The following is a 24,817-nucleotide window of genomic DNA, read 5'->3' as shown; positions in this document are numbered from 1 at the left end:
CGCCCCGCCCTGGCAACCTCGGCGTCTTCGCAGTTCCTTCATTGTAGGAGTCGCCGGGCAACCACTCAACCGACTAGTTCTCGGCCGTATTATCCGAACGCCGCCGGTGCCTGCACCTTTCCGCTTAAAAGCGTAGAGATTCGCCAGACGCTACCAACCGCGGCCGCGGGCATGCACCAGGTCGAAACGTTCTTGCTCCAGGCACTGGAGGTCCAGCTTGGCTTCGAGAATCTGAAACCTCGCCCGCTCGACATCGAGCATCACGGGCCGGCCGGTGCGGAATTGATCGAGCGGTCGCCACTCGGCGAGCTGGCGTTCGAGCATTTTGATCTCGGCCTTGCGAAGCATCACCAGGTTGTCGAGCCGCTGAATCTCTCGGTGATAGCCAACATCTTGGTGCCAGTAATAAGCCGCCGGCGAAGGACCGGCAACGTAAGGGGGATACGCCAAAGTGGTGGACGGGGCGAGTGTCAACGCGAACAGAGTCGCGGCGAACGAGCAGAGAAGGAGGCGGGACATGGCGAGGACCGTAGTGGCGAAAAGGCATTGCGGCGAGGAGGGTAGGGGAGGAGCGCTTGGCTCAAGTTCCATCCTAATTACGCCCCTCGAAACCTCCAAATTGCGAACCAGCCTCGCGGGAAACCGGTCCCTGCGGGCGTCACTATTCACAGGGAACCCATTCACCCGAATGGAATGCCCAGGGAGGGAAACGATGTTCCCCAGTCCGCTAGAAACCCCAAGGCTCACGCTCCGCCGCCCCACACTGGGTGATGCTGAGGCGATGTACGCCAATTACGCGCGCAATCCTCGCGTCACGCGATACCTTTGTTGGCCTGCGCACCGGTCGGCGAGCGACGCCGCGTCGTTCCTGCGTGAACTCGAACAGCGAACCGAACGCGAAGAAGAGTTCGCCTGGGTCATCGTGCTCCGCGAGCGCAACTGGCTGTGCGGCTCGATCGGCATTCGCCTCAAGGGTGCGGTGGCCGAGTTCGGCTATTGCCTGGCGGAAGAAGCCTGGGGACAAGGGATCGCCACCGAAGCAGCGAGGGCGATTGTGCCACTCGCGTGGTCACGACCCGAAGTCACTCGGCTCGAAGCCTTCGTGCACGTCCAGCACATGCGCTCGACGCGAGTGCTGGAAAAAGCAGGGCTCCGCTACGCGCGACTCGACCGAGCCCATACCGTGCTACCAGCCCTCGGCCGGCAGAAACAGGACATGCTGCGGTACGAACTCGCACGTCCAAGAGGGATCTGAGAAGGAATCAGTCGCGGATGAACGCGGATTTTGGCGGATAATCGCGGATGTTTTCACCGTCGATAGCGATAGTGCCCGGCGCGGTTCACTACGCTTCCGTTGGAGACGAAATGCATCCGCGAAGATCTGCTGAATCCGCGCCCATCCGCGACGAATTCTTCGAAGCGTAAGGACGCTCACAAACGCGAGCGAATGCTACTTCGAATACCCCAAACCCTTCACGATCTCCAGCACTTCTTCGTAATTGATGAAGCGGCGGCGATGGCGGGCTTTGTACTCGTCGATGGCGCGGGCCAACTCGCCGGCGTCGTCCGAGAGTTCCGAGTGGCTGTTGGTAAACTGCCGACGCTCGCGGATGGGAGCATCGCCACGCGGGGCACTGCTGCGGCGATCGACGAACGGGGCCGGATTCTCTTGCTCAATGTCGGGAGCGGGGATGGTCGAGCTGTTCATGGTCGCGCGCGGTGTTCGGGTTCGTGGACGGGGGCAGTTCTCAAAACCACTGAACTCTACATCACGGCTTAACCGCGGACGGGCTAACCGCAGACCCGGCGTGGCAAATCATCCTCGCCATGCCGGTCGTAACAATAGTAGCGGTTAACGCAGCGTGGTATCGTCAGCCACGGGCTGCTGGGCGACATTGAGCCCCAACTGCCGATCCGATTGAGCCTTGAGGGCTACCAGCGTGGGCGTCGATCCCGACAGGGCGATTGCCTCGTTGATTCGCTCGGAAGCGAGCTGAGGCCGGTTGAGTGCCAAGTACGTCTCGGCTTCGAGCTGCAGGATGGCCGGCAGCTTCTCCTGCGGCGGCGCGGCGTCACGCAAGCGGTGGAGCGTCGCCAGGCAGCGCTGCTCCTGCTTCCGCTCGTGGTAAAGCTGGGCCGACTCCATCAGCACGTCGGCGTCGTTCGGCGACAGCCACAGTGCCCGCTGCAAGTCGGCCAGTCCGCGATCGAGGTCCCCTTGCGCGGCGTAAGCCCGTCCGCGAAGGGTCCAAGCCGCAGCCAAAGATTTGTCGAGCCGCACCGCACGGTCGGCCTGCGAGATCGCCGAACGGGCGTCGCCCGTGGCCAGCAGCATTTCGCCCGCCCGCACCGCCGTGGTCGCGTCGTGCCGGTCGAACTTCGAGGCGATCGCCATATGCTGCATCGCTTCGGACTGCATGCCCCGCCGCCACAGGGCTTCGGCCAGGTATTTTTGGGCTTCGGGGTCCTCGGGCGACTTCTCCACCGCTTCGCGAAGCAGCTCCTCCGCCTCGTCCCAGCGGTCGACTTCCATGGCCGCCACGCCCTGCCGGGTGAGCCGCCGACCGGCCGCCACCGAGGGGGGGACCGGCTGCAGCGAACGCCAACTGACGCACCCCGTCGCGAGCACCGCGGCGAGCAGGCCGGTTACGAGCAGGAGTTGGGTGGGTCGATTTCGCATATACGGCTGGAAAAGCCACGGGGAAAAGGGTGGTGGAGGGTAGCAGGCGGGCTCCCGCCGGGCAACGTCGCCCCCCGCATTCTTAGGTCGGCACGGCGAACCTCGGCGGGTGAGCCGCGTCATGCCAGCATTCCAAGACGAATGGCCCCCACTATCGGGGCCCCGCCGGCTGGCGGTTGCGGGCCGCCCGGGGGGCGGCTAAACTCGTAGATTCGCTAGTTTTTTCCCTAGAAAGCATAGAGACTTCCATGCGTCACGTCCTGTCCGCCGTGGTCCAAAACGTGCCCGGAGTGCTGTCCAATGTGGCCGGCATGCTGGCATCGCGGGGCTACAACATCGACAGCCTCGCGGTGGGTGAAACCGAAGACCCCCAGCTCTCGCGGATGACCTTCGTCGTCGTCGGCGACGATAGCGTCCTGGAACAGGTACGGAAGCAACTCGAAAAAATCGTAACCGTGGTCCGTGTGACCGACGTCAGCGCCAAGGACTTCGTCGAGCGCGACCTGATGCTCATCAAGGTCCAGGCCAAGGGGAACGACCGGACCGAAATCCGCGAACTCACCAACATTTTCCGCGGCCGCATCGTCGACATTTCGCCCGACGAAATGATCGTCGAAGTCTCGGGCCAGGAACGCAAAGTCGAGGCCTTCATCGACCTCATGCGTCCTTTCGGCATCGTCGAACTTGTCCGCACCGGCCGGATCGCGATGGTCCGCTCGATCGATCGCCCCGTACGCGGTGGCAACATCACCCCCGCCGTCGGCGCGATGAAGAAGAGCTAGCGCGGAAGACGGGTAGGTTAGTAAAGTGAGTAGGTAATCGCCTGCACCACGCTAACCAACCACCCCGCCGATCCCGTTACCTAACAACATAACTTACTCACCTACTAACCTACTCACCCCCAATTCCATCATGGCAAAAGTTTACTACGACGCCGACGCCGATCTCGCGAACCTCAAAGGCAAGACCGTGGCGATTATCGGCTATGGCTCGCAAGGCCACGCCCACGCTCAAAATCTTCGTGACAGCGGGGTGAAAGTCGTCGTAGGCCAGCGTCCTGGTGGTGCCAACTACGACCTCGCCAAGTCGCACGGTTTCGAGCCCGTCTCGGCCGCCGAAGCCGCCAAGCAGGGCGACGTCGTCAACATGCTGCTCCCCGACGAAGTGCAGGCCGACATCTACAAGGCCGAGGTTCGCGACAACCTGAAGCCGGGCAATATCCTGATGTGCTCGCACGGGTTCAACATCCACTTCGGCCTGATCGAACCCCCCAAGGGTGTCGATCTGTTGCTGGTTGCCCCCAAGGGCCCAGGCCACTTGGTGCGTAGCGAATTCGTCGCCGGCGGCGGTGTCCCGTCGCTCATCGCCACTCGAGTTGCCGGCAGCACCGCCAGCGACGACGACATGTCCGACGAATCCTCGACCGTGTTCAAGGTCGGCATGGCCTACGCCAAGGCCAACGGCGGTACTCGCGGCGGTGTTATTCGTACCACGTTCGCCGAAGAGACCGAGACCGACCTGTTCGGCGAGCAAGCCGTGTTGTGCGGGGGCCTCAGCGCACTGATCAAGGCTGGTTTCGAAACGCTGGTCGAAGCGGGTTACCAGCCCGAAATGGCCTACTTCGAGTGCATGCACGAAGTGAAGCTGATCGTCGACCTGTTCTACCAGGGCGGTCTGAATTACATGCGTTACAGCGTGAGCAACACCGCCGAGTATGGCGATTACTCCACCGGCCCGCGGATCGTGACCGAAGAGACCAAGAAGGAAATGAAGAAGGTCCTCGAGGAAATCCAGAACGGCACCTTTGCCCGCAACTGGATGCTCGAGAACAAAGCAGGCGCCCCTGGCTTCAAGGCGACCCGTCGCCGCGAACGCAACCATCCCGTCGAGCAAGTCGGCCGCGAACTCCGCCGCATGATGAGCTGGATCGACGAGAAGGAAGTTTGATGTAAAGGCGAAAGACGAAAGGGGAAAGCGGTAATGCTTAGCCGGCTATCTCCCCATTCCCCTTTCCCCATTCCCCTTTTTGAGCGAGGGCGAGCAATCCATTCGCTGCCCGGCTCGTGTGCGGAGCAGCGCTGTGCAAGAAGCGATTGAGAAAGCCGATACGCTCATCGAAGCGATGGGGTGGATTCGTCGCTTCCGCGACAGCATCACCGTCATCAAACTCGGTGGCAGTGTGATGGAAGACCCCGATGCCCTCCGGCATCTGCTGGTCGACATTGTCTTCATGGAAACGGTCGGCATGCGGCCGATCGTTGTCCATGGCGGCGGCGCGGCCATCTCGCGGGCCATGGCCGAGGCCAATCTCGAACCACGCTTCATTCAAGGCCGTCGGTACACGGACGAAGCCACGCTCGACATTGTCCGTCGGATCCTCGCCGGTGAAGTGAATGAGATGATCGCCCAGCTCATCGAAGATTTCGGCGGCCGGGCCATGCCGCTCAATCCCAACGGCGAGACCGACAACAACGTCCTCTACGGCGAGAAGCTCACCCTCCCCGGTGAGAATGGCGAAGAGATCGACCTCGGCCTCGTGGGGCACGTGACCCGCGTCGACCGCGACGCCCTCGACAACCTTTGCTACGCCGGCCAAGTCCCTGTGATTCCATCCGTCTGCAAGACGGCCGACGGGCAGCTCTTAAACGTCAACGCCGACACCGCGGCGATGGCGGTCGCCCAGGCGATGGGTGCCGAGAAGCTGATTTTCTTGAGCGACGTCAACGGCGTGCGACTGAACAAGGACGACCCCGAGTCGCTCATTCATACGCTGACCGCCGAAGCCGCCCGCGAACTCATTCGCCAGGGCGTGATCGAAGCCGGCATGATCCCGAAGGTCGAAGCCTGTCTCGATACGCTCACCAAGGGCGTCAAGAAGGTTCACATCATCGACGGTCGCGTCCGCCATTCCCTGCTCCTCGAAATCTACACCAACAGCGGCATCGGCACCGAGATCGTCAACGAGATTTAAGAGTATTAACCAAGCTAACAGAAGTGTTCTCTAACTTAGCCGTTTTGGCGCTAGCCACGGTTTTCTTAGAACCAACCGTGGCTAGCGCCAAAACGGCTAATCCAATTGGTTAGCAGCCCTGCAAAAGGAGTTCCTCACGTGTCCACCACTTCCACCACCATGTCCCCTGCGACCGCTGAGTTGTTCGACCGCTACGTGGTGCCGAACTACCGCCGTTTTCCGGTGTCGCTGGAGCGTGGCGAGGGTTCGTGGGTGTGGGACGATCAGGGCAAGCGTTACCTCGACTTCTTCCCCGGCTGGGGCTGTAATCTCTTGGGGCACTGTCCGCCGTCGGTCGTCGAAGCGGTGCAGGACCAAGTCGCCAAGCTGATTCACGTCCCCAACACCTGGCACTTCGAGTCGCAGGGCGAGTGGGCCAAGCTGCTGAGCGAGCGAAGCTTTGGCGGCAAGGCCTTCTTCTGTAACTCGGGTGCCGAGGCGAACGAAGCCGCGATCAAGCTCGTGCGGCTCCACTCCGATCCGCACCGCTACAAGATCATCACGTTCGACGGTGGCTTTCACGGCCGGACGTTCGGCGCGGTGACCGCCACCGCCCAGCCCAAGTACCACGAAGGCCTGGGACCGATGTTGCCGGGCTTCGTGTACGCCCCGTTTGGCGACCTTGATGCGGTTCGCGATTTGATCGACGAGGAGACCGCCGGCATCTTAATCGAGCCGATTCAGGGCGAAGGAGGCATCCGGATCCCGCCGCCCGAATTCCTCCAAGGCCTGCGAGCGCTCGCCGACGAGTTTGGACTATTGCTCGTGTTCGACGAAGTCCAAGCGGGTTGCGGCCGCACCGGCGAGTGGTTCGCCTACCAGCACTACGGCGTCACCCCCGACATCATGACGCTCGCCAAGAGCCTGTGCGGCGGCATTGCGGGTGCCGCGATGCTCACCACCGCCGAAATTGCTCCGAGCCTCCGTCCCGGCATGCACGCCGCAACGTTCGGCGGCAACCCCATCGCCGCCCGGGCTGGTATCGCGACGATCGAAACCATCGAGCGCGATGGTTTGCTCGCCCGTGCGAAAGAGCTTGGCGAAAGATTCCGCACGCGACTTGCTCCACTGGTCGACGAACTCGAAGTGGCGAAGGAGCTTCGTGTTCAAGGCTTGATGATTGGCCTCGAACTCACCGTCGATGGTACCCCAGTCGTAGGCGACTGCATGGAGAAGGGCCTGCTGGTGAACTGCACCCAAGGCAACGTCATCCGCTTGCTACCCGCCATGACCCTGACCGACGACCAAGTCGACGAAGGCTGCGACATCCTCGCCGACGTAGTGCGAAAGCTGTCCTAACTCCGAGGTTTTATTCTTGGCCACGGATGGACACGGATGAAACACGGATTGTTAACGGAGGCGATGGAGCCATCCGGCAAAATCTTCGTTTACTTTGTTTCCTCCCGTTCCGAATCGGTGTTTCATCCGTGTCGATCCGTGGCTAAAGAAGACTCGCTTAGCGAAAGAATACCATGCGTCACCTGATTACCCTCGAAGACGTCAGCTCCGCTGAGATCGAACGGATCTACGCGATCACCGAAGACCTGAAGACCAAGTTTCAGGCGGGCATTCGCGAGCCGCTGCTCCCGGGCCGAATGATGGCGCTATTGTTCGAGAAGCAGTCGCTGCGTACCCGCGTGAGCTTCGAGGCGTGCATGACGCACCTCGGTGGCGGGAGCATCCTGCTGGGCGAGGACGCTGGCTTTGGTAAGCGCGAAAGCATCGCCGACTTCACCCGCGTGCTGAGCGAGATGGTCGATGTGATCGTCGTTCGGTCCAAGAAGCATTCAACGGTGGAGGAAGTCGCCAAGTATTCGAAGGCCGCGGTCGTGAACGGCCTGACCGACGAGTCGCACCCCTGCCAGGCGCTCGCCGATCTCTACACGCTTCGCGAACACTTCGGCAGCCTCAAAGGCTTGAAGCTCGCGTGGGTGGGCGATGGCAACAACGTGGCGGTGAGCCTCGCTCGCGGATGTGCCAAGGTCGGCATGTCGATGAGCGTCTGTGCTCCCGAGGGTTACCAGTTGCCGAAGAGTTTTGTCGACAAGCTGAAGCAGCAAGTCCCGGGCGCCGACATCACCCTGACGGACGATACCACCGAAGCCGTTGCCGGAGCCGATGCCATCTACACCGATGTCTGGACCAGCATGGGACAAGAGGCCGAGCGTGACCAGCGGCTCAAGGACTTCGCCAATTATCAGGTAAATGGAAAGCTAATGGCCGCCGCGCCGAAGACCGCCGTCTTCATGCACTGCCTGCCTGCAAAACGCGGCGAAGAAGTGACCGACGAAGTGATGGACAGCCCCCAAAGCATCATCGTCCCTCAAGCAGGCAATCGCATGCACGTCCAAAAGGGTATCCTGGTGTGGCTGCTCGGCAGCCAGGCTTAGGGAGTCGAATACGATCCCACCACCGGATGCTCCTTCGTCTCCCAGGCGAGCCGGGCCCGTCAGGGCCAGGGTTTCGTAGCGGAAGAACAAGTCACCCCACGTCCAACACCTGAACCCTCTACACACTATGCCCACTCGTAACGATGGCCGCTCGGCCGACCAGCTGCGTCCCGTCACCTTCACGCGAGGATTCGCCTCGAATGCCGCGGGCAGCGTGCTCATCAGCGCGGGGAACACCATCGTGCTATGCACCGCGAGCGTCTCGCCGGACGTTCCGCCATGGATGGTCGGCCGCGGCAAAGGTTGGGTGACCGCCGAGTACAACATGCTGCCCGGCAGCACTTCCCCTCGCAAGCAGCGCGATCGACAGAAGGTCGATGGTCGGACCACCGAGATTCAAAGGCTCATCGGTCGCAGCCTCCGCGCCGTGATCGATCCCGTGCTGCTCGGCGAGCGAACCGTTTCGGTAGACTGCGATGTTTTAAAGGCCGACGGTGGCACCCGGACCGCCAGCATCACGGGGGCGTACGTCGCGCTCTACGAAGCGCTATTGTCGTGCGACGATCTCTCGCCTAGCGCACGCTGGCCGCTCCGCGAGAGCGTGGCAGCCGTGAGCGCCGGAATCGTTGGCGGCGAGGTGCTCTTGGATCTCGATTACTCCGAAGACTCTACTGCCGAAGTCGACATGAACGTCATCATGACCGGCAGCGGGCAGTTCATCGAAGTGCAGGGCACCGGCGAAGGCCACACGTTTACTGCCACCCAGTTGCAGCAACTGCTTGCTGTGGGACAGCAGGGTATCGAGCAACTCACCAAGCTCCAGCAGTCGGCGCTTGGTCTCGGGTAATTTGGGGATCGCGCAAAAAAGAACCTCCGCCAAACTGACGGAGGTTCTGGATGTAGTCAGCTAATCGCCGAGCGAAAGCTAGTTGGCAGCGCCGTTGTCTCCACCATTGTCACCATTGTCACCATTATCTCCATCGTCCACATCTTGGCTTGCACCGGCGAAGGTGAACGTCGCCACTTCGCCAATGGTCGAGAAGAACGGAACCGACGTGATGCGGACATAGCGGCGGTCGGCCGAAACCACGCCCGTCGCCATGAAGTTAGTACCTTCGGGCAATGCAATAACGACTGGCTGGAAACCAACCGCACCGCCACCTCCATTTAGAAGTTGGCGACGAAGCCGGGCTTCGCGAGGATCGAGCATGCGATTCGGAATCGATCCCGGATCGGACACGCCGGCGAGTTGCTGGGCGAGCACCGCACGGCTTACAGCAGCCTGACGCTCGATGGCGCGGGCGACGTGCTGCATTTCGAGCGGCTCGGTGCGGCGTCCTTCGGCTAACTGGAACTCAACCTGAGCACCGTCTTCCTTGAGATCCAGCACTTGAGACTGCTGCTCGACCTTGTCGCTATTGAGGTGCTGGAATACTTCGACCTTTACCTTGTTCGCAGTAACCTTGCCCCATTGCGGGGTGACCTTCAAGCGATAGGTGCCGGCAAAGCCTCGGGGGCAGACGTACGTTTCGCTCATGACGCCGTTCTCTTGGCCCTTCACGCCCGTGAAAACATCGCCCATGTTCACACCGCCGCCAGCGGCACGGGGATCCATGGCCGAGCAGACCGAACCACCGGGCTCTTCTACGGTGAGGTCGACGTCGGCGTCGCCGGTCCACGAAACGCGGACCACGCAGTCACGTTCGATCGCCTTTTGAATTTCTTCCTTGTAGGCCTTGGCTTCTTCGGTGTTACCCGCTTTGACCAATTCTTCGATCTTTGCCTTCGCCACGCGCCACGCGGTCTCGGCGACCACTTCCTGGTTAGCGGGCCAGGCTTGTTCGAGCACACCGACGGTCGCCCAGCGGATGCCAGCGGCATCGTTCGCACGCTCGGCAGCACGCAGGCCCAGGGCATAGGCTTCGCTTCGCAGCGGGTCGACCTTCACCACTTGCTGGTAAAGCTGGAGCGCCCGAGCATCGTGTCCGAGACGCGACAGGTACTGAGCAATGTAGGTCAGCTCGTCGGGCGTGCGACTGAAATCGGCCGCCGACATGATGACTCGCTCGATGTCGGCCTTGTCGCGACCGTCCATCTGCATGGCAATGCCAAGGGCTTCGTACATCCACGGTTGAGGCTGGCCATGACGCAGGGCTGCTTGGATCAACGCGGTGACGTGATCGTAACGACCTTCGTTCATCAGCTTGCGAACCATGCCGCGAACTTCCGCGGTGTCGCGAATCGAACCACCGAAGTGACCGTCCCAAAACACCTCGGGCGAAACGCTCTCGTCGATGGTGAACTTGGGCGAGGCCTTCGCGGGCTCGGTTGCTGCAGGCTCGGTTGCGGGGGCAGCTTCGACAGCAGGTGCAGCAGGCTTGTCGGCGGGTTCGGCGACGGGTGTTTCGGTGTCGGGCACGCTAAACATGCCGCCACCGCCACCCATGCCACCCATACCGCCACCCATTCCACCGCCCATGCCGCCGCCCATACCACCACCCATACCGCCACCGCCACCCATCATGCCGCCACCGCCACCCATGCCGCCCATGCCACCCATCATGCCGCCACCTGCGGGGGTCTCGATGGGGAGGACGAGGTCGGCGACCGGGTAGACTTTGACTTGCAGGCGCGTCAGGGCTTCTTCTTCGGAGGTAATCAGCAGCACTTCGTCGCTGATGACGTAGGTCAGGTCGAGCTGCTTGAGCATGATGCGAAGCGCCGAACGCAGCGAGATGTTGCGCAAGTTCACCGAAATCGGGTCGTCAGGCGACAAGCCGAGATCGTCGAGAGCCTTGAGGTCGAGTTGGACTTCGATGTTGTAATCGGTCCGCAGGAAGTCAACGACTTCCGACAGCGGGGTGTCCTGGAATTCGAGGCCCAGGTTGTTCAGCGGATCGGAAAGCGCCTTGTTGATACGCTGCTCGGCACCATCCTGACCAGCGAGGTCGACCGCCTTGTACTTCTCGCGGCGGTTGGTGAGCTCTTCCCACACCTCGGCCGAAGGATAAACAATCGGTGGCTCGTCCGGCTGAGGAACGCCCGACAGTTCGACCTGGAACCAAGTTTCCCACGAGGCACGGTGACGACGCTCGCGGGTGATTTCTTGCATGTAGTGAGCATTCTCCATGCGGCTATGCAGTTCGGCGACCACGGGCGTAACACCGTTGGGGTCGACTTCGTAAATAATCTGAGCCAGCTCCTGAGCTTCCTGGTAGCGATGTTCGTCCATCAGAGCGTTCATGCGGGCGACCAACTGCTTCTCCTGCTCCACCTTGCGGGCGAGGCGATCGTTGAGCAGTTGTAGCTCGCGGGCCGCGGCGGCGCGCTCTTCGGCCTCGAGACGAAGCTCGGCGTCGACGGTTGCTGCACGGGCTGTTTCTTGCAGTACGGTTTGCAGGCGGTCGAGCAACTGGGCACGCACTTCAGGAATCAGTTGAGGAGCACGACGAACGTTCTCCATCATCAACTTGAGGTCTTGCGAAGCGCGATCGGGGTTCGATCGCATGTTGTCGCGGGCTTGCGACAATGCGACTTCGACTTCCTTCTCCAGCATCTCGGAGAAGACGCGATTCTGACGTTCGACTTCGGTGAGGAACGAACCATCCACCACTGCATCGCGGGCCGGAGCGCCCTCGATGAAGTCGCCCGACTCAGGGCCGACGACCCGTACGCCAGGAGCAGCGGGTGCCGGAACCGCTTCGCCAGCTTGGGCGACGCGGACCAAGTTCAAATCGCCCTCGGCTGCCGGAGCAGCAGGGGCAGCGTTGGATTCGGCAGCGGCTGCTTCATCAGCAGCAGCAGGGGCGGGCATGTCGCCGCGCTCCACCAAGGTCTGCACGGTCTTCGCACGCAGGTTACCCGGGTCACGGCGAAGCACGGCTTCGACGATACGCCCAGCACCTTCGCGATCGCCAATCGAAACCGCACGCTCGGCAAGGTCAGTGAGTTCGTCGACGCTCGCGAGCATCATGCGGCCGGTTTCTTGCAGGCCACGCGTGCCGAGGGTCGTCAGGGCAACCCCGTTATCCTTTTGAGAGACTTTGACCAACTCGGGCAGGAACGAAAGATCGGATTGCGGCTCGGCGGCAACCACGGTCCAGGTCATCGGCTTGCCGGCCACGGTGGCGGTCATGTTGGCGTTGGCGACTTCGGCATCGCCAGCAAGTTCGCCGATTACCACCGATTCGCGATCGCTGCGCATCGGCAGCAACTGCCCGGGGTAAGCAACGGCGATCTCAGCGGGGAACTCGGTGTCGCTTGGCTGTACAACGTCAGCGTGGACCCATTCGGCGAGCGACTTGCCCACCGATGCGCCGCGGCGTTGATTCTCTTCCATCGCACGAGCGGCAGTGATCCCTTCTTCTTCGTTGGGCCAAGTCATCTCTGTGTCGACGTAAAGATTGCCACCGGTTTGATTCGAGAGGGCAATCAGCAGTTCGAGATCTCGCTGCGGACCCACTGCAAAGCTATTCACCGAAACGCCAGCCGCACGGAGGTCGGCGACGAGCTTGCTGAAAGCCTTGGTTTGCATCAGGTTCGCTGGGCTCATGCCATCGCCGATGTAGACGATGGTTCGCTCGCGGTCCGAGTTAGTGTCGAACATCTTGGTCGCGCTGGTGAGCGCGAGCTCCATGTCGGTCGAACCCAATGGTGGTTCGCGACGCACGGCAGTCACGGCATCGGCGACCGACTTGTCTTTCGGCGAGGCGAGCGACTCGTTCATTGCACGCGCTTCGAGGTCGACGGCAACCACTTGCACGCGATCGTCCGCGCTCAAGCCGGCGATGCACGCTTCTACGGCGGCGATAGCCGTGTCGCGGAAGTAACCCGCCTGGCTGGCCGAGGTGTCGACGAGCACCACCACGTCGCGAGGACCTTGGTTCTGCGCTTCGACCGGCGGCACGGTCATGGCAAAGTACGACCGGCCATCTTCGGCCTTGTAAGTCTCCAGCCGTGCCTCGTCGGCTAGCGCGGAGAGCGAGGTCATGGAGGTGACCAGCGCCGCTGCGAGTAGAAATTTTTGAGTGTGCATCGACATCGTCATCAGGGGTACTCCGAGTAGGTACCTATTCCGGGCGCGGCCGCCTGTTCCGGCTCCCAAGCACGGGAGGAAACGGCCACGCAGATTGCGTAAGTTGTTGCGGCTCCTGCACAAGGTGCGCGGGAGCGGCGTTCTCTTTCAGTTTATTCGCCCGACTCCCCGACTGCTACAAGTTTCGGGGTAAAAAGGATGGGCAGCCGGGGCCGATTCTGCCGGTAAGGGGGGCAAACGACCTGGGGTTGTCGCTCCAAGGAATCGCTCGCGGGCCTCCGTTTTATTGCCAGCCGGGGTTTCGAGGTCCGCCCCAATCGAGGGCGTGTAAAGTCGCGGTTTCGCCAAAATCTTCATGGGTGCGACTTTATTCTCACGGCCGTTGAGGTTCGGTGTGTTGTAAGTGACGGTGTGGTAATGGTTTAGGTCGTTTGCGCGGCGGCCTGGATCGGGAGTAATGTCGCAGGGGTTAACCGCAGGTGCGACTTTACTCCGAGTGCGGCACCGTAGGCCGGATCAAGCGGAGCGCCGACCCGGCACTTTCCGCCTCACCCCAGCACCACACTCCGCCGCCCCCGACGAGGCTCCAAAGGCTCCTCCTCATAAAAAGTTTTCCAGATGCCCCTCCTCACTTCCATCCCGTTGATGAAGTCTGTTCATTGGAACACGGGCGCGAGTACTTTCTAGTCACATTCTGAAAGAAAGTGGAAATAGTTTGGGGGCCGGAATCCCGCTTCGGAGCGCTTTGCGCAAGAAAAGGCCCCACTAGCTCGGGACGGAGGTCACGGACTAGTGGGGCGTGCAATGGTAGGTTGTCCGCACGATGGCTAGCCGCGAACTCGACGAAGCGCCGCGACGGCCACGAGGCCACCGAGAAGCAGCAAGCTACTGGGCTCAGGAATGGGGGTAATGAATCCCGATGCGTAGACGATGCGATTCCCGCCGCCGAACGTACTGAAGTAAAAATCGCCGGTCACGGGATCGATGGCCGCCCCTTCGGCTCCACTGAGGCCAGTGATGAACGCGCGGCCCGTGGAAATGATGGGGTCGCCCTCGGCGTCAATCTCGTACGCAACTACGCGGCCGAGTGAGTATTCGCTGATCAGCACCGAATCGACCCCAAAGGCGGCGTTTGCACCGTCGATGTAGACGATGCCTTCCGGGCCTCCGCTAACGGGGAGCGCGGCAGACAGGCCAGCGATATCGTACGTTCCCAACCCATCAGGTGAGAGCGTTGCCGTATACCACGTGTTCGCATTGTAGCTGGCGAGCTTTAGCTGACCCGCTCCCGGGAAACCCGATGGGACGAAGGCTAGGGCCCCAACGCTGCTCGCTACACCTTCTGCGGTCAGTCCAACGGTTTTGGCGGGGTCTGTTTCGCCAGGCAGGATTTGGGCCAAGCCATTGACGGGATACGCTGTGTAAAAGAGTACTCCTCCAGGGCCAAATTGCAGGCCGCCGTCGATGTTCGGTGCGTTTGCATAGAGGGTTGCGGGGCCAGCGAATCCGGTCACCGAGTTGCTCACCGGATCTCGTAATACATCAACGGCGTAGATAGCGCCGGCAGCTCCGTTGGCAGCACCGCCGACGAGTATCGTGTCGGCGTCAAGAAAGGTAATTCCGCCGAGGTTGGCGGGTACGTCTGGCGGTCCTCCCAGGTCAACCACGGAATAGTCGGCCGCGAAATCGACCCCAAGGGTCTGGGCCACGACCTGGGGACAGCTAGCCACAGCGATGGCTACGACCAGTAGGATGATGAGTCTCATGAGCGGTGTCCTTCTGCAAGTTTAAGCGGCAAATCTAGCGTCGCGGTTATCCGTATTCGCCCCATAGTGTCGCGCGGAGTCCTCCCCTTGTCAACCAGACTGTTGATCATCAACCAGAGATCTCGCCCGTGGCGAAGGAGGGCCGCTCAGCGATTGCTATGTCGATTCTGCTGCGTTTTTCCATAATCCGTCATTGCTTCTGACGTTGCTCTAAAGAGGACGTGGGCCACAGGCGGCTCTAATCTGGGTTCTGGTGATCGAGGTTCATGCGATGTGGTTTCGGGCGAATGGGTTCGTTGCGCTGGCGGTAGCCGGGCTCCTGGTGGGGTCGGGCGGGCCGGCGGTGGGGCAGGGGGGATCGCTGATTGCGAACCTCGAACGAGGCGAGAACCAGACCGTCGTGATCTACGGGACCAGCCTCACGGCGGGCGGGGCGTGGGGGTCGCAGGTCCGATCGTTTCTCGACACCCAGTACCCAGGCAAGGTCACTTGGGTGAACTCGGGAATGAGTGGCCGAGCTTCGAACAGTGGAGTGGCGAATCTCAACGACCGCGTGCTCGCCCACCAGCCGGACGCCGTGTTCATCGAGTTCGGCATGAACGACGCCTTCACCGACTACGCGGTGGGGGACATCGATAAGGATATTTCGCTCACCGAGGCGCGGACGAATCTGGAGTCGATGATCGCGAGCATCCAATCGCAAAACGAGAATGCCCAAATCGTGCTGCAGACGATGAACCCTGCTTGGAACGCGCCGAATGGCAATGGCTCGGCGACCAAGCGGCCACAGCTCGCCGACTACTACCAAGTCTATCGCGACGTGGCAGGCGAGCAGTCCCTCGCGCTGGTGGATAACAACCGCGTGTGGCTGAAGGTTCAGAGCAACGACTCCGCGGAGTTCCAGGCCCGCGTGTCCGATGGTACGCATCCCGATGCGACCGGTTACAAACGCTACGTTAGCTCGGCCGTGCTGTACGAACTCGGTGCGCCCACGGGTCCGACGCTGGTGGTCGACCTCGAATCGGGCGAGACTTATTTACACAACCAGTCGAAGGCGAGCGTCGAGTTGATCTCGTACAGCATCACGTCGACCACAGGTGCGCTGCTCGATGATTGGAGTGGTCTCGCCGCGCTCGAGGCGGGGACTTGGGAGAAGGCCAACCCGACGAGCAATGCTCTCAGCGAACTCGCAGGAAGTTCGTCGATGACCATCGCGGCTGGCCAGGTACTCGACTTGGGCGTGGCGTGGGACGCCGCGAAGAGTCCGAACCTTGCGTTTCGCTACCAGACGGTCAATGGCGTGCTCCGCGACGGGCACTTGGTATTTCTCGAAGACACGAGCCGATTGACCGCGGTCGCCGGCGACTTCAATGGCGATGGCGTGGTGAACCTGGCCGACTACACGGTGTGGCGCGACAACCTCGGCACGGCCAGCGAGTCGGCGATCAACCACGCCGGCGACGGTGTGGCGGGAGTCGACGCGAGCGATTATCAGATTTGGAAGTCGAACTTCGGCGCGGGAGGTGCGGCGACAGTGAGTTCGGTGAACGTTCCGGAACCGACGAGCGCGGTGCTGATGGTCGGACTACTCGGAATGGTGCTGCATTTCATGCACTCGACGAAGAGTGTCGAATAGCCCATGACGGGAGTCTTGGGTTTTTGTGCACCTTCGAGGGTATGAAAAAACCCACGACTTCTGTCGTGGGCTATTGGGTGTGCAAGTATTGCACTTTGCAACGCGGTCTCTTTGGTCTTTCGGGCTCGGAGAGCCCTCCCACAGTTACATCTCACAACTCTATTCGTCGTCGCTGTCCGAGTCGCTGGCGCCGATGCGGTCTTTGCCGACCCATTTGCGGAGCACTTCGGGGACCAGGATCGAGCCATCGGGTTGTTGGCAGTTTTCGAGAATCGCGATCATCGCGCGGCTCACGGCGATGGCGGTGCCGTTGAGGGTGTGGACGAAGTGGGTCCCCTTTTCGCCCTTTTTCTTGTAGCGAATGTCGAGGCGGCGGGCTTGGTAGTCGGTGCAGTTCGACGTGCTGGTCACTTCGCCATACTCGCCGCCGTTGCCGCGGCCGGGCATCCAGGCTTCGAGGTCGAACTTGCGATACGCGGGGCCACCGAGGTCGCCCGACGCGATGTCGATCACCTTGTAAGGAATGCCGAGCTCGTCGAACAACCCGCACTCGAGGTCGAGGAAGTAGTTGTGCATGTCTTCACTTTGCTCGGGCGTGGTGAAGGCAAACATCTCGATCTTCGTGAACTGGTGCACGCGATAAAGACCGCGCGACGCACGACCGGCAGCACCCGCTTCGGTGCGGTAGCAATGGCTGATGCCACAGAGCTTGATGGGGAGCTGCTCTTCTTCGATGGTCTGCCCGGCGTACAGACCACCCAGCGTGATCTCGGCAGTGGCCACGAGGTTCAGGTCGAAGTTCTCGATGCTGTAGATCTGGGTCTCGGGGCCACGGGGCACGAAGCCAACGCCTTGGACGATTTCGCCGCGGGCCAGGTCGGGAGTGATGGTCGGGATGAAGCCTTCCTTCATCAGGTACTCAACCGCGAACTGCTGCAGGGCGAGTTCGAGGAGCACCGCTTCGTTCTGCAGGAAGTAGAAGCCGTGGCCGGCGATGCGGGCTCCGCCTTCGAGATCGATCAGCTTGTGCTGCTCGCCAAGCTGGACGTGGTCGAGGATCGGGAACCGCATGGGCCGCACCTCGACTTCGCCGCGGCGCAGCTCGCGGCCATCCGCTTCGCCGCCGCGGGGGGTGTCGGGGTGGGTCAGGTTCGGGATGTGGCTGTAGATACCGTTGGCTTCCGCGGCAATCCGCTCGATCTCGTTTTGCTTGGCGTCCTTCTGTTCTCGGAGGAGCCGGCCTTCTTCCTTACGGGCTTCGCGCTCGGCGTCGTCCTTGGCTTTGCCGATCGACTTGCTAACTTCGTTCGCCTGGCGCGAGAGTTCTTCCACCTCTTGCTGGAGCGCACGCCGCTGGTTTTCGAGGACTGCGAACCGCGCGACGTCGGCTTTGACGCCACGAATGTTGCAGTTCTCCTGAACCAGTTCTACGTTTTCGATAATGAACCGACGGTCTAGCATGGCAGCTTGCTATCAACAGGAGGCGTTGGGACTTCGAGGCTTGGCTACGCACCACGGGCGGATGGCCGCCGGGCGAGCGAACTAATATACTCGGGGTTTCGGTATTTCACCACTGCGGGTAGGCACCCGCTGGCGGCTTAAAACGGACAGCCCACCAGGCACCAGGCAGACAAAACATGGACGAAATGCACTTCGATGGCCCCGACGATCCTGACGACGGCGGCACGTCGACCGTCGTTGCCCCTAAGAAGCAGCAAAAGGCAGAGTCGACCGGCCGCGAGGTGCCCAAGTACCACGTGATCCTGTGGGATTCCGACGACCACACGTTCGATTACGTCGAGAAGATGCTCCGCGAGCTGTTCGGCCACACGAAGAAGGACTGCGAAGAGATCGCCAAGAACGTCGACAAAGACGGCCGCGCGATCGTGCTGACCACCACCAAGGAGCACGCCGAGCTCAAGCGAGACCAAATTCACGCCTACGGCAAGGACAACCTCGAGGCGAGCAAAGGGAGTATGTGGGCCACGATCGAGAGTGCGGACTAATTTCAAAGGGGGAAGGAGGAGGGGGGAAGGTGGAATTCAAGAATCAAGAATTAAGAGATCGGACCAAGGCGTTTGCCCTCCGGATAATTCGACTTACGGGTAAGTTACCCAGAACGCGTGAACCTGATGTGATCGCGAGGCAGCTACTTCGGTCCGGAACTTCCGTTGCAGCGAACTATCGCGAGGCAAGTCGTGCTCGAAGTGACGCCGAGTTGATTTCGAAGCTCGGGATTGTCGAGCAAGAGCTGGATGAGTCGCTGCTGTGGATGGAGCTGCTAGTGGAAGCGGAGTTCGTGAAGCAGGTACTGCTCGCCGACCTTATGGATGAAGCGGATCAACTGCTGAGGATTACAGTGGCATCCATCGTGAAAGTGAAGAAACGCAAAGCGTAAGAACATCCCCTTCCGCCTTCCGCCTTCCCCTTTCGGCCTTTGCGCATAGCGATACCCCCATTCCGTTGTACGACATGAAGCTCAAAACCCACACGCTTGGTTGCAAAGTCAATCAGTACGAGACCGAGTACCTGCGCGAGGGTTTGGCTTCGATTGGTTATTCGGACGCCGTCGATGGCGAAGGTGCCGACCTGTGCATCGTTAACACTTGCACCGTAACGGGCGAAGGGGATGCCAAGAGTCGGCAGGTGATTCGGCGGATGGCGCGGGAGAATCCCGCGGCGAAGATCGTCGTGATGGGTTGCTACGCCACGCGGGCGCCGGAGGAAGTGAAGCTGCTGCCGGGCGTCACCGAGGTGCTGACCGACAAACGCGAGCTGCCCGATTTGCTCGGGCGGTTTGGCGTGACCGACGTACCGACGGGGATTAGCGGGTTTGGCTCTCGCCATCGCGCGTACGTGAAGGTGCAGGATGGTTGCCTGCTGCGGTGCAGCTTCTGCATCATTCCTCACGTCCGCCCCGACCTCGCCAGCCGGCCGATGCAGCACGTGATCGACGAAGTCGCGCGGCTGGTCGATCGAGGCTATCGCGAGGTGGTGCTCACCGGCATTCACTTGGGGCACTACGGGGTGGACTTCAATCGCCTGAAGCCGAAGAGCGAGTGGACGCGGCTGGCACACTTGGTCGAAGCCCTCGCCAACTTGCCGGGCGACTTTCGCATTCGGCTGTCGAGCATCGAGGCCACCGAAGTTACTCGCGAGCTGATGGACGTGATGGCCGCGCATCCCGAGAAGGTCTGCCCCCATCTGCACATCAGCATGCAATCGGGGAGCGATGGCGTGCTGCGTAGAATGCGTCGCCGCTGGGGCGCGCAGCGGTTTGTCGATCGATGTGCGATGCTCAAGGAGCGCCTCGACCGCCCCGCGATCACGACCGACATCATCGTCGGCTTCCCCGGCGAGACCGAAGAGGAGTTTCTGGAGACGGTCGAGGTTTCGCGAGCCGTCGGGTTCTCGAAGATCCATATTTTCCCGTTCAGTGCCCGCCGCGGAACGCCCGCCGCGTCGTTCGACGATCAGTTGCCGAAGCCCTTGAAGCAAGAACGCGTGCATCGCCTGGCCGAGGTCGAAGCCGAACTGCGGGACGAGTATTTCCGATCGCTGGAAGGCATGCAGCTGAGAGTGCTGGTAGAGAGCAAGCTCGACAACGGCCGGTACATTGGCACCGCGTGTCGTTACGCGCCGGTGGAAGTGGAAGTGCCGGCGGAGCTTGAGGGGAAGTTCGTCGACGTGGTGGCGGGAGGCCTAGTGGACGGCAAGATTCAGGGCGTCCAATAGTACAACCCTACTCCGTATGGTTAAGCCATTGGGAACGGAATCTCATTGGTGAAACGTCACCGTTTGGCCCAGCGTTGCCCCCCGCTTCTCCATACGGGTATGGAGGTACTATTCCGACCGCTTACGCCAGGCCCATACCGGCCCAACGACAACTCCGACGAGCAGTAGCCAAGGAAGCGCGGCGACCGCGACGAGCACGATGCCCTTGCCGAGCGACCAGATGCCGGTGGTGGAGTTGTTCCACGTGGCGGCGATTTGGCTGCCGAGGCCGGGGGCTTGGGGTGGTTGGTATTCCTTCTCTTCGCGAACCATCAGGGTGACGGTGGTCAGCTCGGTACGGTCGGCCAGGTAACGAAGGCGGCCTTCCATTTGTTCGATCTCGGTCCGCACGCGGGAGAGCTCGCGCTCGACTTCGATCACGTCCTTGATCTCGCCTTTGTTGTCGGCAAGCAGTTCGAGGATCCGCTCTTCGAGTTGTTTCTTGCTGCGAATGCGGGCTTCGAGGTCGACGTACTCTTCGGTCACGTCCTGACCGTTCTGTTCGCGACGTTCGGGGACGCCCAGGTTCCCAGAGGCGTTGAGGAAGTCTTCGAAAGTTGCCACCGGCACGCGAAGTACCCAAGTGCCGGAACGCTCGCTTCCTTGATTCAGCGAGACGTTCGCACTGGCGACGAACCCACCGTACTTTTTGACGAGCTCGTTGATGGACTGCTCGACGCCACTGAAGTCCTCGACCACCACCGCCAGCGAGGCGGTGTAGATGATCTTTCGGTTATCGGCCACCGGGGGCGTCTCGGACGCGGCTTGGCCTGCGGAGTTCTCACTCTTGAGGGCATAGACATAGTTCATGTCACTGGCAGGCGATGCTGGGGCAGGAGCTGGCATGACTGTGGCGGCCTCGTACTCGGATTCGACGCCGCAGCCGACGACGAGTAGGAGAGCCAGGAGAAGAGAGAGCGCGCGATTCATTGGAGATCCTGGAGTTGGTTGAGCATCATTGGTTCGCGGCCCGCGTGGCGGGCCCGCTATGGATTTCCTATTGAGACGAGGTTGGATGGGGGAAAGTTCCATCACTTTTTACCCTGGGAGATATTGCTAACCCTCCGGATACTGCCGGCAGTATTCGTACATGGCCATCACCGTCGCCGTGGCGACGTTGTAGCTGTAGGGCATGCCCCAGACGGGGATTTCGATCACGGCGTCGAGCTCCGCCAGCAGATCTTCGGTCAGGCCTTGGCGTTCGTTGCCGATGACCAGCACCGTGCGGCGGTCGAATTGGTAGTGGTGCAGGTCGGACGAGTTGGTGGTTTGTTCGAGCCCCACCAGCGTGTAGCCCTCGGCCTTGAGTTTCTTCAGCACGGGGGCGAGCGACCGGTGCGATTCGAGCTGGATGCTCTCGCAGGCGTCGCGCGCGATCTTGGGGTCAAGCTTTGCCTTGCCCGCACAAACGATCCGCTCCACCCCACAGCACCCGGCGGCCCTTGCGATGCGCGACAGATTGACGTTCGACCGCAGCGGTGCGCAGGCCAGCAGCAGACCGCGTGGTTGGGTGAGCTGGCGGGGGGCTTTGTGACGCAGGTGTTCGAACTTGGGCATCGCGGTTGTTGCGGACCACAGCAGTTGTCGTGAAAATGGGCAGGGCTTCCTGCGAAACCGGTTGGAATCGGCGGAGCAACCGCTTAAGCTATCAGGTACAGGTGCCATCCGCCATTCATCCCGCGCGTGTCGATGAGCTTTCGTAGAATCCTTCCCGCCGCCGTAGTCCTCTTGCTACTGGTGGGTGGCGTGGTGTGGTCGATGTCCGCGGGGCGACTCCCCCCGGCCGACTTCACGTTCAACAACCAGACCGAAATCAAAACGGTCGACCCTGCGCTGGTGAGCGGCCAGCCCGAGGGACGGGTGATCAACTCGCTGTTCGAAGGGCTCGTCTCGCTCTCGGCGGACGATCGCATGCCGATCACCGGTGGACCCGAAGCGTGGCCTGGCGCGGCGGAAAGCTGGGACATCTCGGACGACGAGAAGACCTACACGTTCCACATCCGCAAAGACGCCAAGTGGTCGAATGGCGATCCGGTGACCGCTGAAGACTACCACTACTCGATGCGGCGATTCTTGAGCCCCATCACCGCGGCCGAGTACGCCAAGCAGGGGTGGTACCTGGTGAATGGTAAGAAGTTCAATGCCGCGGGGACGTACTTGGAGCCGGGCGACTCGGTGGAGGTCGAGCTGAATCTCGAACCGGGCGAGCACGAGACGAAGATCGGCAAGCTGATCAAGGGCAAACTGATCCGCAAGGATCCCGAGAAGATGCCCAAGGATCCAAAAGAGCGCGACAAGATCACGCAGCGGTACTACGTCGACGTGGATGGTAAGGAAGAATGCTACGTCGTCGGCCGGCCGGGGATCGACAAGATTCCTGAGGGGACCAAACCATGCCGGCTCGTGACGTTTGACTTCGACGAAGTCGGCATCCGCGTGGTGGACGATCACACGCTGGAGATGGAACTCGAAAACCCCACGCCGTTTTGGTTGCAACTGATGGGGTTCTACCCGTTGTTCCCGGTGCATCGCGGTTGCCTCGAAAAGTACGGGGCACCCGATTGGACCCGGCCCGAGAACATCGTGACCAACGGCCCGTACCGTATTGGCTTCCGCCGGCCCCGCGATCGCGTGCGGCTGGTGAAGAACGAAAACTACTGGAACAAAGACAACATCGCGCTCGAGACGATCGACGCCCTGTGCGTTGAGAAGGGTACCACGTCGCTCAACATGTACATGCTGGGGGATGTGGATTGGATTCCCGAGCCGCCGACGAATCTAATCCGCGAGCTGATGGAGAGCGATCCGCCACGCGACGATTTCATGCCCGCCCCGCAGCTTGGTACCTATTACTACAAGCTGAACGTCAAGCGAGGACCGCTGGCGGACAATCGGGTACGGCAAGCCTTGTCACTCGCGCTGGACCGCGACGAGATCATTCGCACGGCGGTTCGCGGACCACAGGAGCCCGCGAACAGCTTGGTCCCGCCGGGCGTGATTGGCTACACTCCGGCGACGCAGCCGCCCGCCGATCCGGAGAAAGCTCGAAAGCTGCTGGCCGAGGCGGGCTATCCGGGGGGGAGTGGATTTCCGTCGCTGGAGATTCTGTACAACACCCACGAGGCACACACCGCGGTTGCTGAACTCGTTCGCAAGCAGTGGCAGCGCGAGCTGGGCATTGCGGTAACGCTGCGAAACGAAGCGTGGCCCGCCTATCAGGATCGCTTGCGGATGTCGAAGTACGACGTCGGCCGGCAAGCGTGGATTGCCGACTACAACGACGCCAACACGTTTCTCGATCTCTACGTCAGCGATAACGAGAACAACCAAACCAACTGGGCGAACGCCGAGTACGACAAGCTGATCAAGGAAGCCGAGAGCGAAGCCGACGAGCAGAAACGCTCGGAACTGCTCCATCGTGCCGAGGTGATTCTGATGGCCGAGGGGCCGATTGTGCCAATCTATTACTACTACTCTCGCAACATGGTGAAGCCACACGTCCGCGGGTTCTACAACAACCTGCAAGACATCCATCCGCTGCACATGTTGTCGATCGATCGCGACTCCGACTCGCCGAATGAGTTCATGCAGGAGGCGACCCCGTGATCGCCTATTTTGCGAAGCGATTTCTCTGGCTGATTTTCACCGTGTGGCTGGTGTTCACCGTCACGTGGATCCTGGCGAACGCATCGCCTGGCTCGCCCTTCACGCGCGAACGGAGCTTGCCCCCTGAGATCGAGGCGAACCTTCGCCGCCACTACAACCTCGATAAGCCGGCGTACGTGCGGTATTGGCTCGATCTGTCGAACCTACTACGCGGCGACCTGGGCGTGTCGACCAAGCAGGTGGACTTCACGGTCAACGAGCTGGTATCGCTGTGCTGGCCTGTGTCAGCGGCGCTCGGACTTGCGGCGCTCGCTTGGGCGTCGGTCGTCGGTTTATTGGCGGGCGTGGTATCGGCGGCACGGCGTGGTTCGGTGGCCGACTTCGGTTTGATGTCGCTGGCGACGGTCGGCATTGCGCTGCCGAACTTCGTGATCGCGGGCTTTGCGATTCTGTTGTTCTCGTTCCTCATACCGCTCTTGCCGCCGGCGGGTTGGGGGAGTCCGAAGTACCTGATTCTGCCCGCGTTTTGCCTGGGGGCGCCGTATGCCGGCTACATCGCCCGCATCGCCCGTACCGGCATGCTGGACGTGTTGTCGCAGGACTACATTCGCACCGCGCGAGCCAAGGGACTTTCGCGCGTCGCCGTGATCATGAAGCACGCCCTGCCGACGGCGATCATCCCCGTGGTGTCGTTCCTCGGCCCCGCGGTCGCCGGCATCATCACCGGTTCGCTGGTGATCGAGAAAGTCTTCGCCATTCCCGGTATCGGCTACTCGTTCGTCCAATCGGCAATCGATAACGATACCCCGATGGCGATGGGCATCGTTGTCCTCTACACCATCTTGCTCTTCACCATGAACACCCTGGTCGACGCGGCGTACACGTGGCTCGATCCGCGGGTGAGCTGGAAAGACGTTTGA

Annotated in this window: 21 protein-coding genes; 13 read left to right on the top strand and 8 right to left on the bottom strand. The window is 61.3% G+C overall.

Translation table 11 applies throughout. The annotated features are described in order from the left end of the window. Positions 1–150 precede the first annotated feature (150 nt). Entirely contained in the window at positions 151–519 is a 369-nt protein-coding gene (locus SH292x_RS18590; RefSeq protein ID WP_442482521.1) for a hypothetical protein, read from the bottom strand. A 193-nt stretch (positions 520–712) separates the two neighbouring features. Between SH292x_RS18590 and SH292x_RS18585 the strand changes: the two genes are divergently transcribed. Then, positions 713–1,255, top strand: a complete 543-nt coding sequence (locus SH292x_RS18585) for a GNAT family N-acetyltransferase (protein WP_442482520.1) — start codon at positions 713–715, stop codon at positions 1,253–1,255. Positions 1,256–1,450: 195 nt separating this feature from the next. Here the strand turns inward: SH292x_RS18585 and SH292x_RS18580 are convergent, their stop codons facing one another. Continuing rightward, a complete protein-coding gene (locus tag SH292x_RS18580; RefSeq protein ID WP_442482519.1) occupies positions 1,451–1,708 on the bottom strand; it encodes a hypothetical protein in 258 nt (85 codons plus the stop codon). 144 nt (positions 1,709–1,852) lie between these two features. Further along, positions 1,853–2,680: a tetratricopeptide repeat protein gene (locus SH292x_RS18575; RefSeq protein WP_442482518.1), complete on the bottom strand. Its 828-nt coding sequence runs from the start codon at positions 2,678–2,680 to the stop codon at positions 1,853–1,855. A 248-nt stretch (positions 2,681–2,928) separates the two neighbouring features. Between SH292x_RS18575 and ilvN the strand changes: the two genes are divergently transcribed. The 6 genes from ilvN (at position 2,929) to rph (ending at position 8,927) form a co-directional block, all read left to right on the top strand. Then, on the top strand, positions 2,929–3,462 hold the full coding sequence (gene ilvN / locus SH292x_RS18570) for an acetolactate synthase small subunit (protein ID WP_442482517.1): 534 nt from the start codon (positions 2,929–2,931) through the stop codon (positions 3,460–3,462). Between the two features lie 127 nt (positions 3,463–3,589). Continuing rightward, the gene (ilvC, locus tag SH292x_RS18565) at positions 3,590–4,627 is read left to right on the top strand and encodes a ketol-acid reductoisomerase (protein WP_442485869.1); all 1,038 of its coding nucleotides are present in this window, start codon (positions 3,590–3,592) and stop codon (positions 4,625–4,627) included. 133 nt (positions 4,628–4,760) lie between these two features. Then, positions 4,761–5,651 carry an acetylglutamate kinase gene (gene argB, locus SH292x_RS18560; RefSeq protein WP_442482516.1) on the top strand — a complete coding sequence of 297 codons (891 nt, stop codon included), beginning with the start codon at positions 4,761–4,763 and terminating at the stop codon, positions 5,649–5,651. 138 nt (positions 5,652–5,789) lie between these two features. Beyond that, complete coding sequence (locus SH292x_RS18555) at positions 5,790–6,989, top strand: aspartate aminotransferase family protein (RefSeq protein ID WP_442482515.1); 1,200 nt, start codon at positions 5,790–5,792, stop codon at positions 6,987–6,989. Between the two features lie 173 nt (positions 6,990–7,162). Continuing rightward, on the top strand, positions 7,163–8,080 hold the full coding sequence (argF, locus tag SH292x_RS18550) for an ornithine carbamoyltransferase (RefSeq protein WP_442482514.1): 918 nt from the start codon (positions 7,163–7,165) through the stop codon (positions 8,078–8,080). A gap of 127 nt (positions 8,081–8,207) precedes the next feature. Further along, on the top strand, positions 8,208–8,927 hold the full coding sequence (rph, locus tag SH292x_RS18545; protein WP_442482513.1) for a ribonuclease PH: 720 nt from the start codon (positions 8,208–8,210) through the stop codon (positions 8,925–8,927). Between the two features lie 78 nt (positions 8,928–9,005). Here the strand turns inward: rph and SH292x_RS18540 are convergent, their stop codons facing one another. Both SH292x_RS18540 and SH292x_RS18535 read right to left on the bottom strand, forming a co-directional pair. Next, positions 9,006–13,115 carry a VWA domain-containing protein gene (locus SH292x_RS18540; protein WP_442482512.1) on the bottom strand — a complete coding sequence of 1,370 codons (4,110 nt, stop codon included), beginning with the start codon at positions 13,113–13,115 and terminating at the stop codon, positions 9,006–9,008. Between the two features lie 827 nt (positions 13,116–13,942). Next, complete coding sequence (locus SH292x_RS18535; protein WP_442482511.1) at positions 13,943–14,881, bottom strand: PEP-CTERM sorting domain-containing protein; 939 nt, start codon at positions 14,879–14,881, stop codon at positions 13,943–13,945. Positions 14,882–15,152: 271 nt separating this feature from the next. Here SH292x_RS18535 and SH292x_RS18530 point away from each other — a divergent pair, with 271 nt between their 5' ends. Continuing rightward, positions 15,153–16,517, top strand: coding sequence for a GDSL-type esterase/lipase family protein (locus SH292x_RS18530; protein WP_442482510.1), 1,365 nt, complete (start codon positions 15,153–15,155; stop codon positions 16,515–16,517). 159 nt (positions 16,518–16,676) lie between these two features. Here SH292x_RS18530 and serS read toward each other — a convergent pair whose 3' ends face one another. Continuing rightward, positions 16,677–17,978 (bottom strand): serine--tRNA ligase, encoded by a 1,302-nt coding sequence (serS, locus tag SH292x_RS18525; protein ID WP_442482509.1) that lies wholly within the window; start codon positions 17,976–17,978, stop codon positions 16,677–16,679. A 176-nt stretch (positions 17,979–18,154) separates the two neighbouring features. Here serS and SH292x_RS18520 point away from each other — a divergent pair, with 176 nt between their 5' ends. From SH292x_RS18520 to mtaB, 3 genes are all read left to right on the top strand, one after another. Further along, positions 18,155–18,523, top strand: coding sequence for an ATP-dependent Clp protease adaptor ClpS (locus SH292x_RS18520; protein ID WP_442482508.1), 369 nt, complete (start codon positions 18,155–18,157; stop codon positions 18,521–18,523). Further along, on the top strand, positions 18,496–18,915 hold the full coding sequence (locus SH292x_RS18515; protein ID WP_442482507.1) for a four helix bundle protein: 420 nt from the start codon (positions 18,496–18,498) through the stop codon (positions 18,913–18,915). The genes SH292x_RS18520 and SH292x_RS18515 overlap by 28 nt, the downstream gene beginning before the upstream one ends. 74 nt (positions 18,916–18,989) lie before the next feature. Further along, positions 18,990–20,252 carry a tRNA (N(6)-L-threonylcarbamoyladenosine(37)-C(2))-methylthiotransferase MtaB gene (mtaB, locus tag SH292x_RS18510; RefSeq protein WP_442482506.1) on the top strand — a complete coding sequence of 421 codons (1,263 nt, stop codon included), beginning with the start codon at positions 18,990–18,992 and terminating at the stop codon, positions 20,250–20,252. 108 nt (positions 20,253–20,360) lie between these two features. Here the strand turns inward: mtaB and SH292x_RS18505 are convergent, their stop codons facing one another. Further along, a complete protein-coding gene (locus SH292x_RS18505; protein WP_442482505.1) occupies positions 20,361–21,221 on the bottom strand; it encodes a DUF4349 domain-containing protein in 861 nt (286 codons plus the stop codon). Between the two features lie 126 nt (positions 21,222–21,347). Next, on the bottom strand, positions 21,348–21,848 hold the full coding sequence (locus SH292x_RS18500) for a TrmH family RNA methyltransferase (RefSeq protein ID WP_442482504.1): 501 nt from the start codon (positions 21,846–21,848) through the stop codon (positions 21,348–21,350). A 132-nt stretch (positions 21,849–21,980) separates the two neighbouring features. Here SH292x_RS18500 and SH292x_RS18495 point away from each other — a divergent pair, with 132 nt between their 5' ends. Together SH292x_RS18495 and SH292x_RS18490 are read left to right on the top strand one after the other, a co-directional pair. Continuing rightward, on the top strand, positions 21,981–23,897 hold the full coding sequence (locus tag SH292x_RS18495; RefSeq protein WP_442482503.1) for a peptide ABC transporter substrate-binding protein: 1,917 nt from the start codon (positions 21,981–21,983) through the stop codon (positions 23,895–23,897). Further along, complete coding sequence (locus tag SH292x_RS18490) at positions 23,894–24,817, top strand: ABC transporter permease (protein ID WP_442482502.1); 924 nt, start codon at positions 23,894–23,896, stop codon at positions 24,815–24,817. Before SH292x_RS18495 ends, SH292x_RS18490 begins: the two co-directional genes overlap by 4 nt.

It is taken from the genome of Aeoliella fuhlenseeensis (genome assembly GCF_052161615.1).
Lineage (GTDB): Bacteria > Planctomycetota > Planctomycetia > Pirellulales > Lacipirellulaceae > Aeoliella.
The sequence above is the reverse complement of the archived record's forward strand: the minus strand, read 5'-3'. Positions and strand labels throughout refer to the sequence as shown.

Bases quoted from the DNA above. Each gene is read 5' to 3' on its own strand.
- SH292x_RS18580 (WP_442482519.1), bottom strand. From the start codon at position 1,708: ATGAACAGCTCGACCATCCCCGCTCCCGACATTGAGCAAGAGAATCCG.
- argF (WP_442482514.1), top strand. From the start codon at position 7,163: ATGCGTCACCTGATTACCCTCGAAGACGTCAGCTCCGCTGAGATCGAA.
- SH292x_RS18520 (WP_442482508.1), top strand. From the start codon at position 18,155: ATGGACGAAATGCACTTCGATGGCCCCGACGATCCTGACGACGGCGGC.
- ilvN (WP_442482517.1), top strand. From the start codon at position 2,929: ATGCGTCACGTCCTGTCCGCCGTGGTCCAAAACGTGCCCGGAGTGCTG.
- SH292x_RS18590 (WP_442482521.1), bottom strand. From the start codon at position 519: ATGTCCCGCCTCCTTCTCTGCTCGTTCGCCGCGACTCTGTTCGCGTTG.
- SH292x_RS18575 (WP_442482518.1), bottom strand. From the start codon at position 2,680: ATGCGAAATCGACCCACCCAACTCCTGCTCGTAACCGGCCTGCTCGCC.
- SH292x_RS18495 (WP_442482503.1), top strand. From the start codon at position 21,981: ATGAGCTTTCGTAGAATCCTTCCCGCCGCCGTAGTCCTCTTGCTACTG.
- SH292x_RS18585 (WP_442482520.1), top strand. From the start codon at position 713: ATGTTCCCCAGTCCGCTAGAAACCCCAAGGCTCACGCTCCGCCGCCCC.
- SH292x_RS18535 (WP_442482511.1), bottom strand. From the start codon at position 14,881: ATGAGACTCATCATCCTACTGGTCGTAGCCATCGCTGTGGCTAGCTGT.
- mtaB (WP_442482506.1), top strand. From the start codon at position 18,990: ATGAAGCTCAAAACCCACACGCTTGGTTGCAAAGTCAATCAGTACGAG.
- SH292x_RS18505 (WP_442482505.1), bottom strand. From the start codon at position 21,221: ATGAATCGCGCGCTCTCTCTTCTCCTGGCTCTCCTACTCGTCGTCGGC.
- SH292x_RS18540 (WP_442482512.1), bottom strand. From the start codon at position 13,115: ATGCACACTCAAAAATTTCTACTCGCAGCGGCGCTGGTCACCTCCATG.
- SH292x_RS18500 (WP_442482504.1), bottom strand. From the start codon at position 21,848: ATGCCCAAGTTCGAACACCTGCGTCACAAAGCCCCCCGCCAGCTCACC.
- serS (WP_442482509.1), bottom strand. From the start codon at position 17,978: ATGCTAGACCGTCGGTTCATTATCGAAAACGTAGAACTGGTTCAGGAG.
- rph (WP_442482513.1), top strand. From the start codon at position 8,208: ATGCCCACTCGTAACGATGGCCGCTCGGCCGACCAGCTGCGTCCCGTC.
- SH292x_RS18530 (WP_442482510.1), top strand. From the start codon at position 15,153: ATGTGGTTTCGGGCGAATGGGTTCGTTGCGCTGGCGGTAGCCGGGCTC.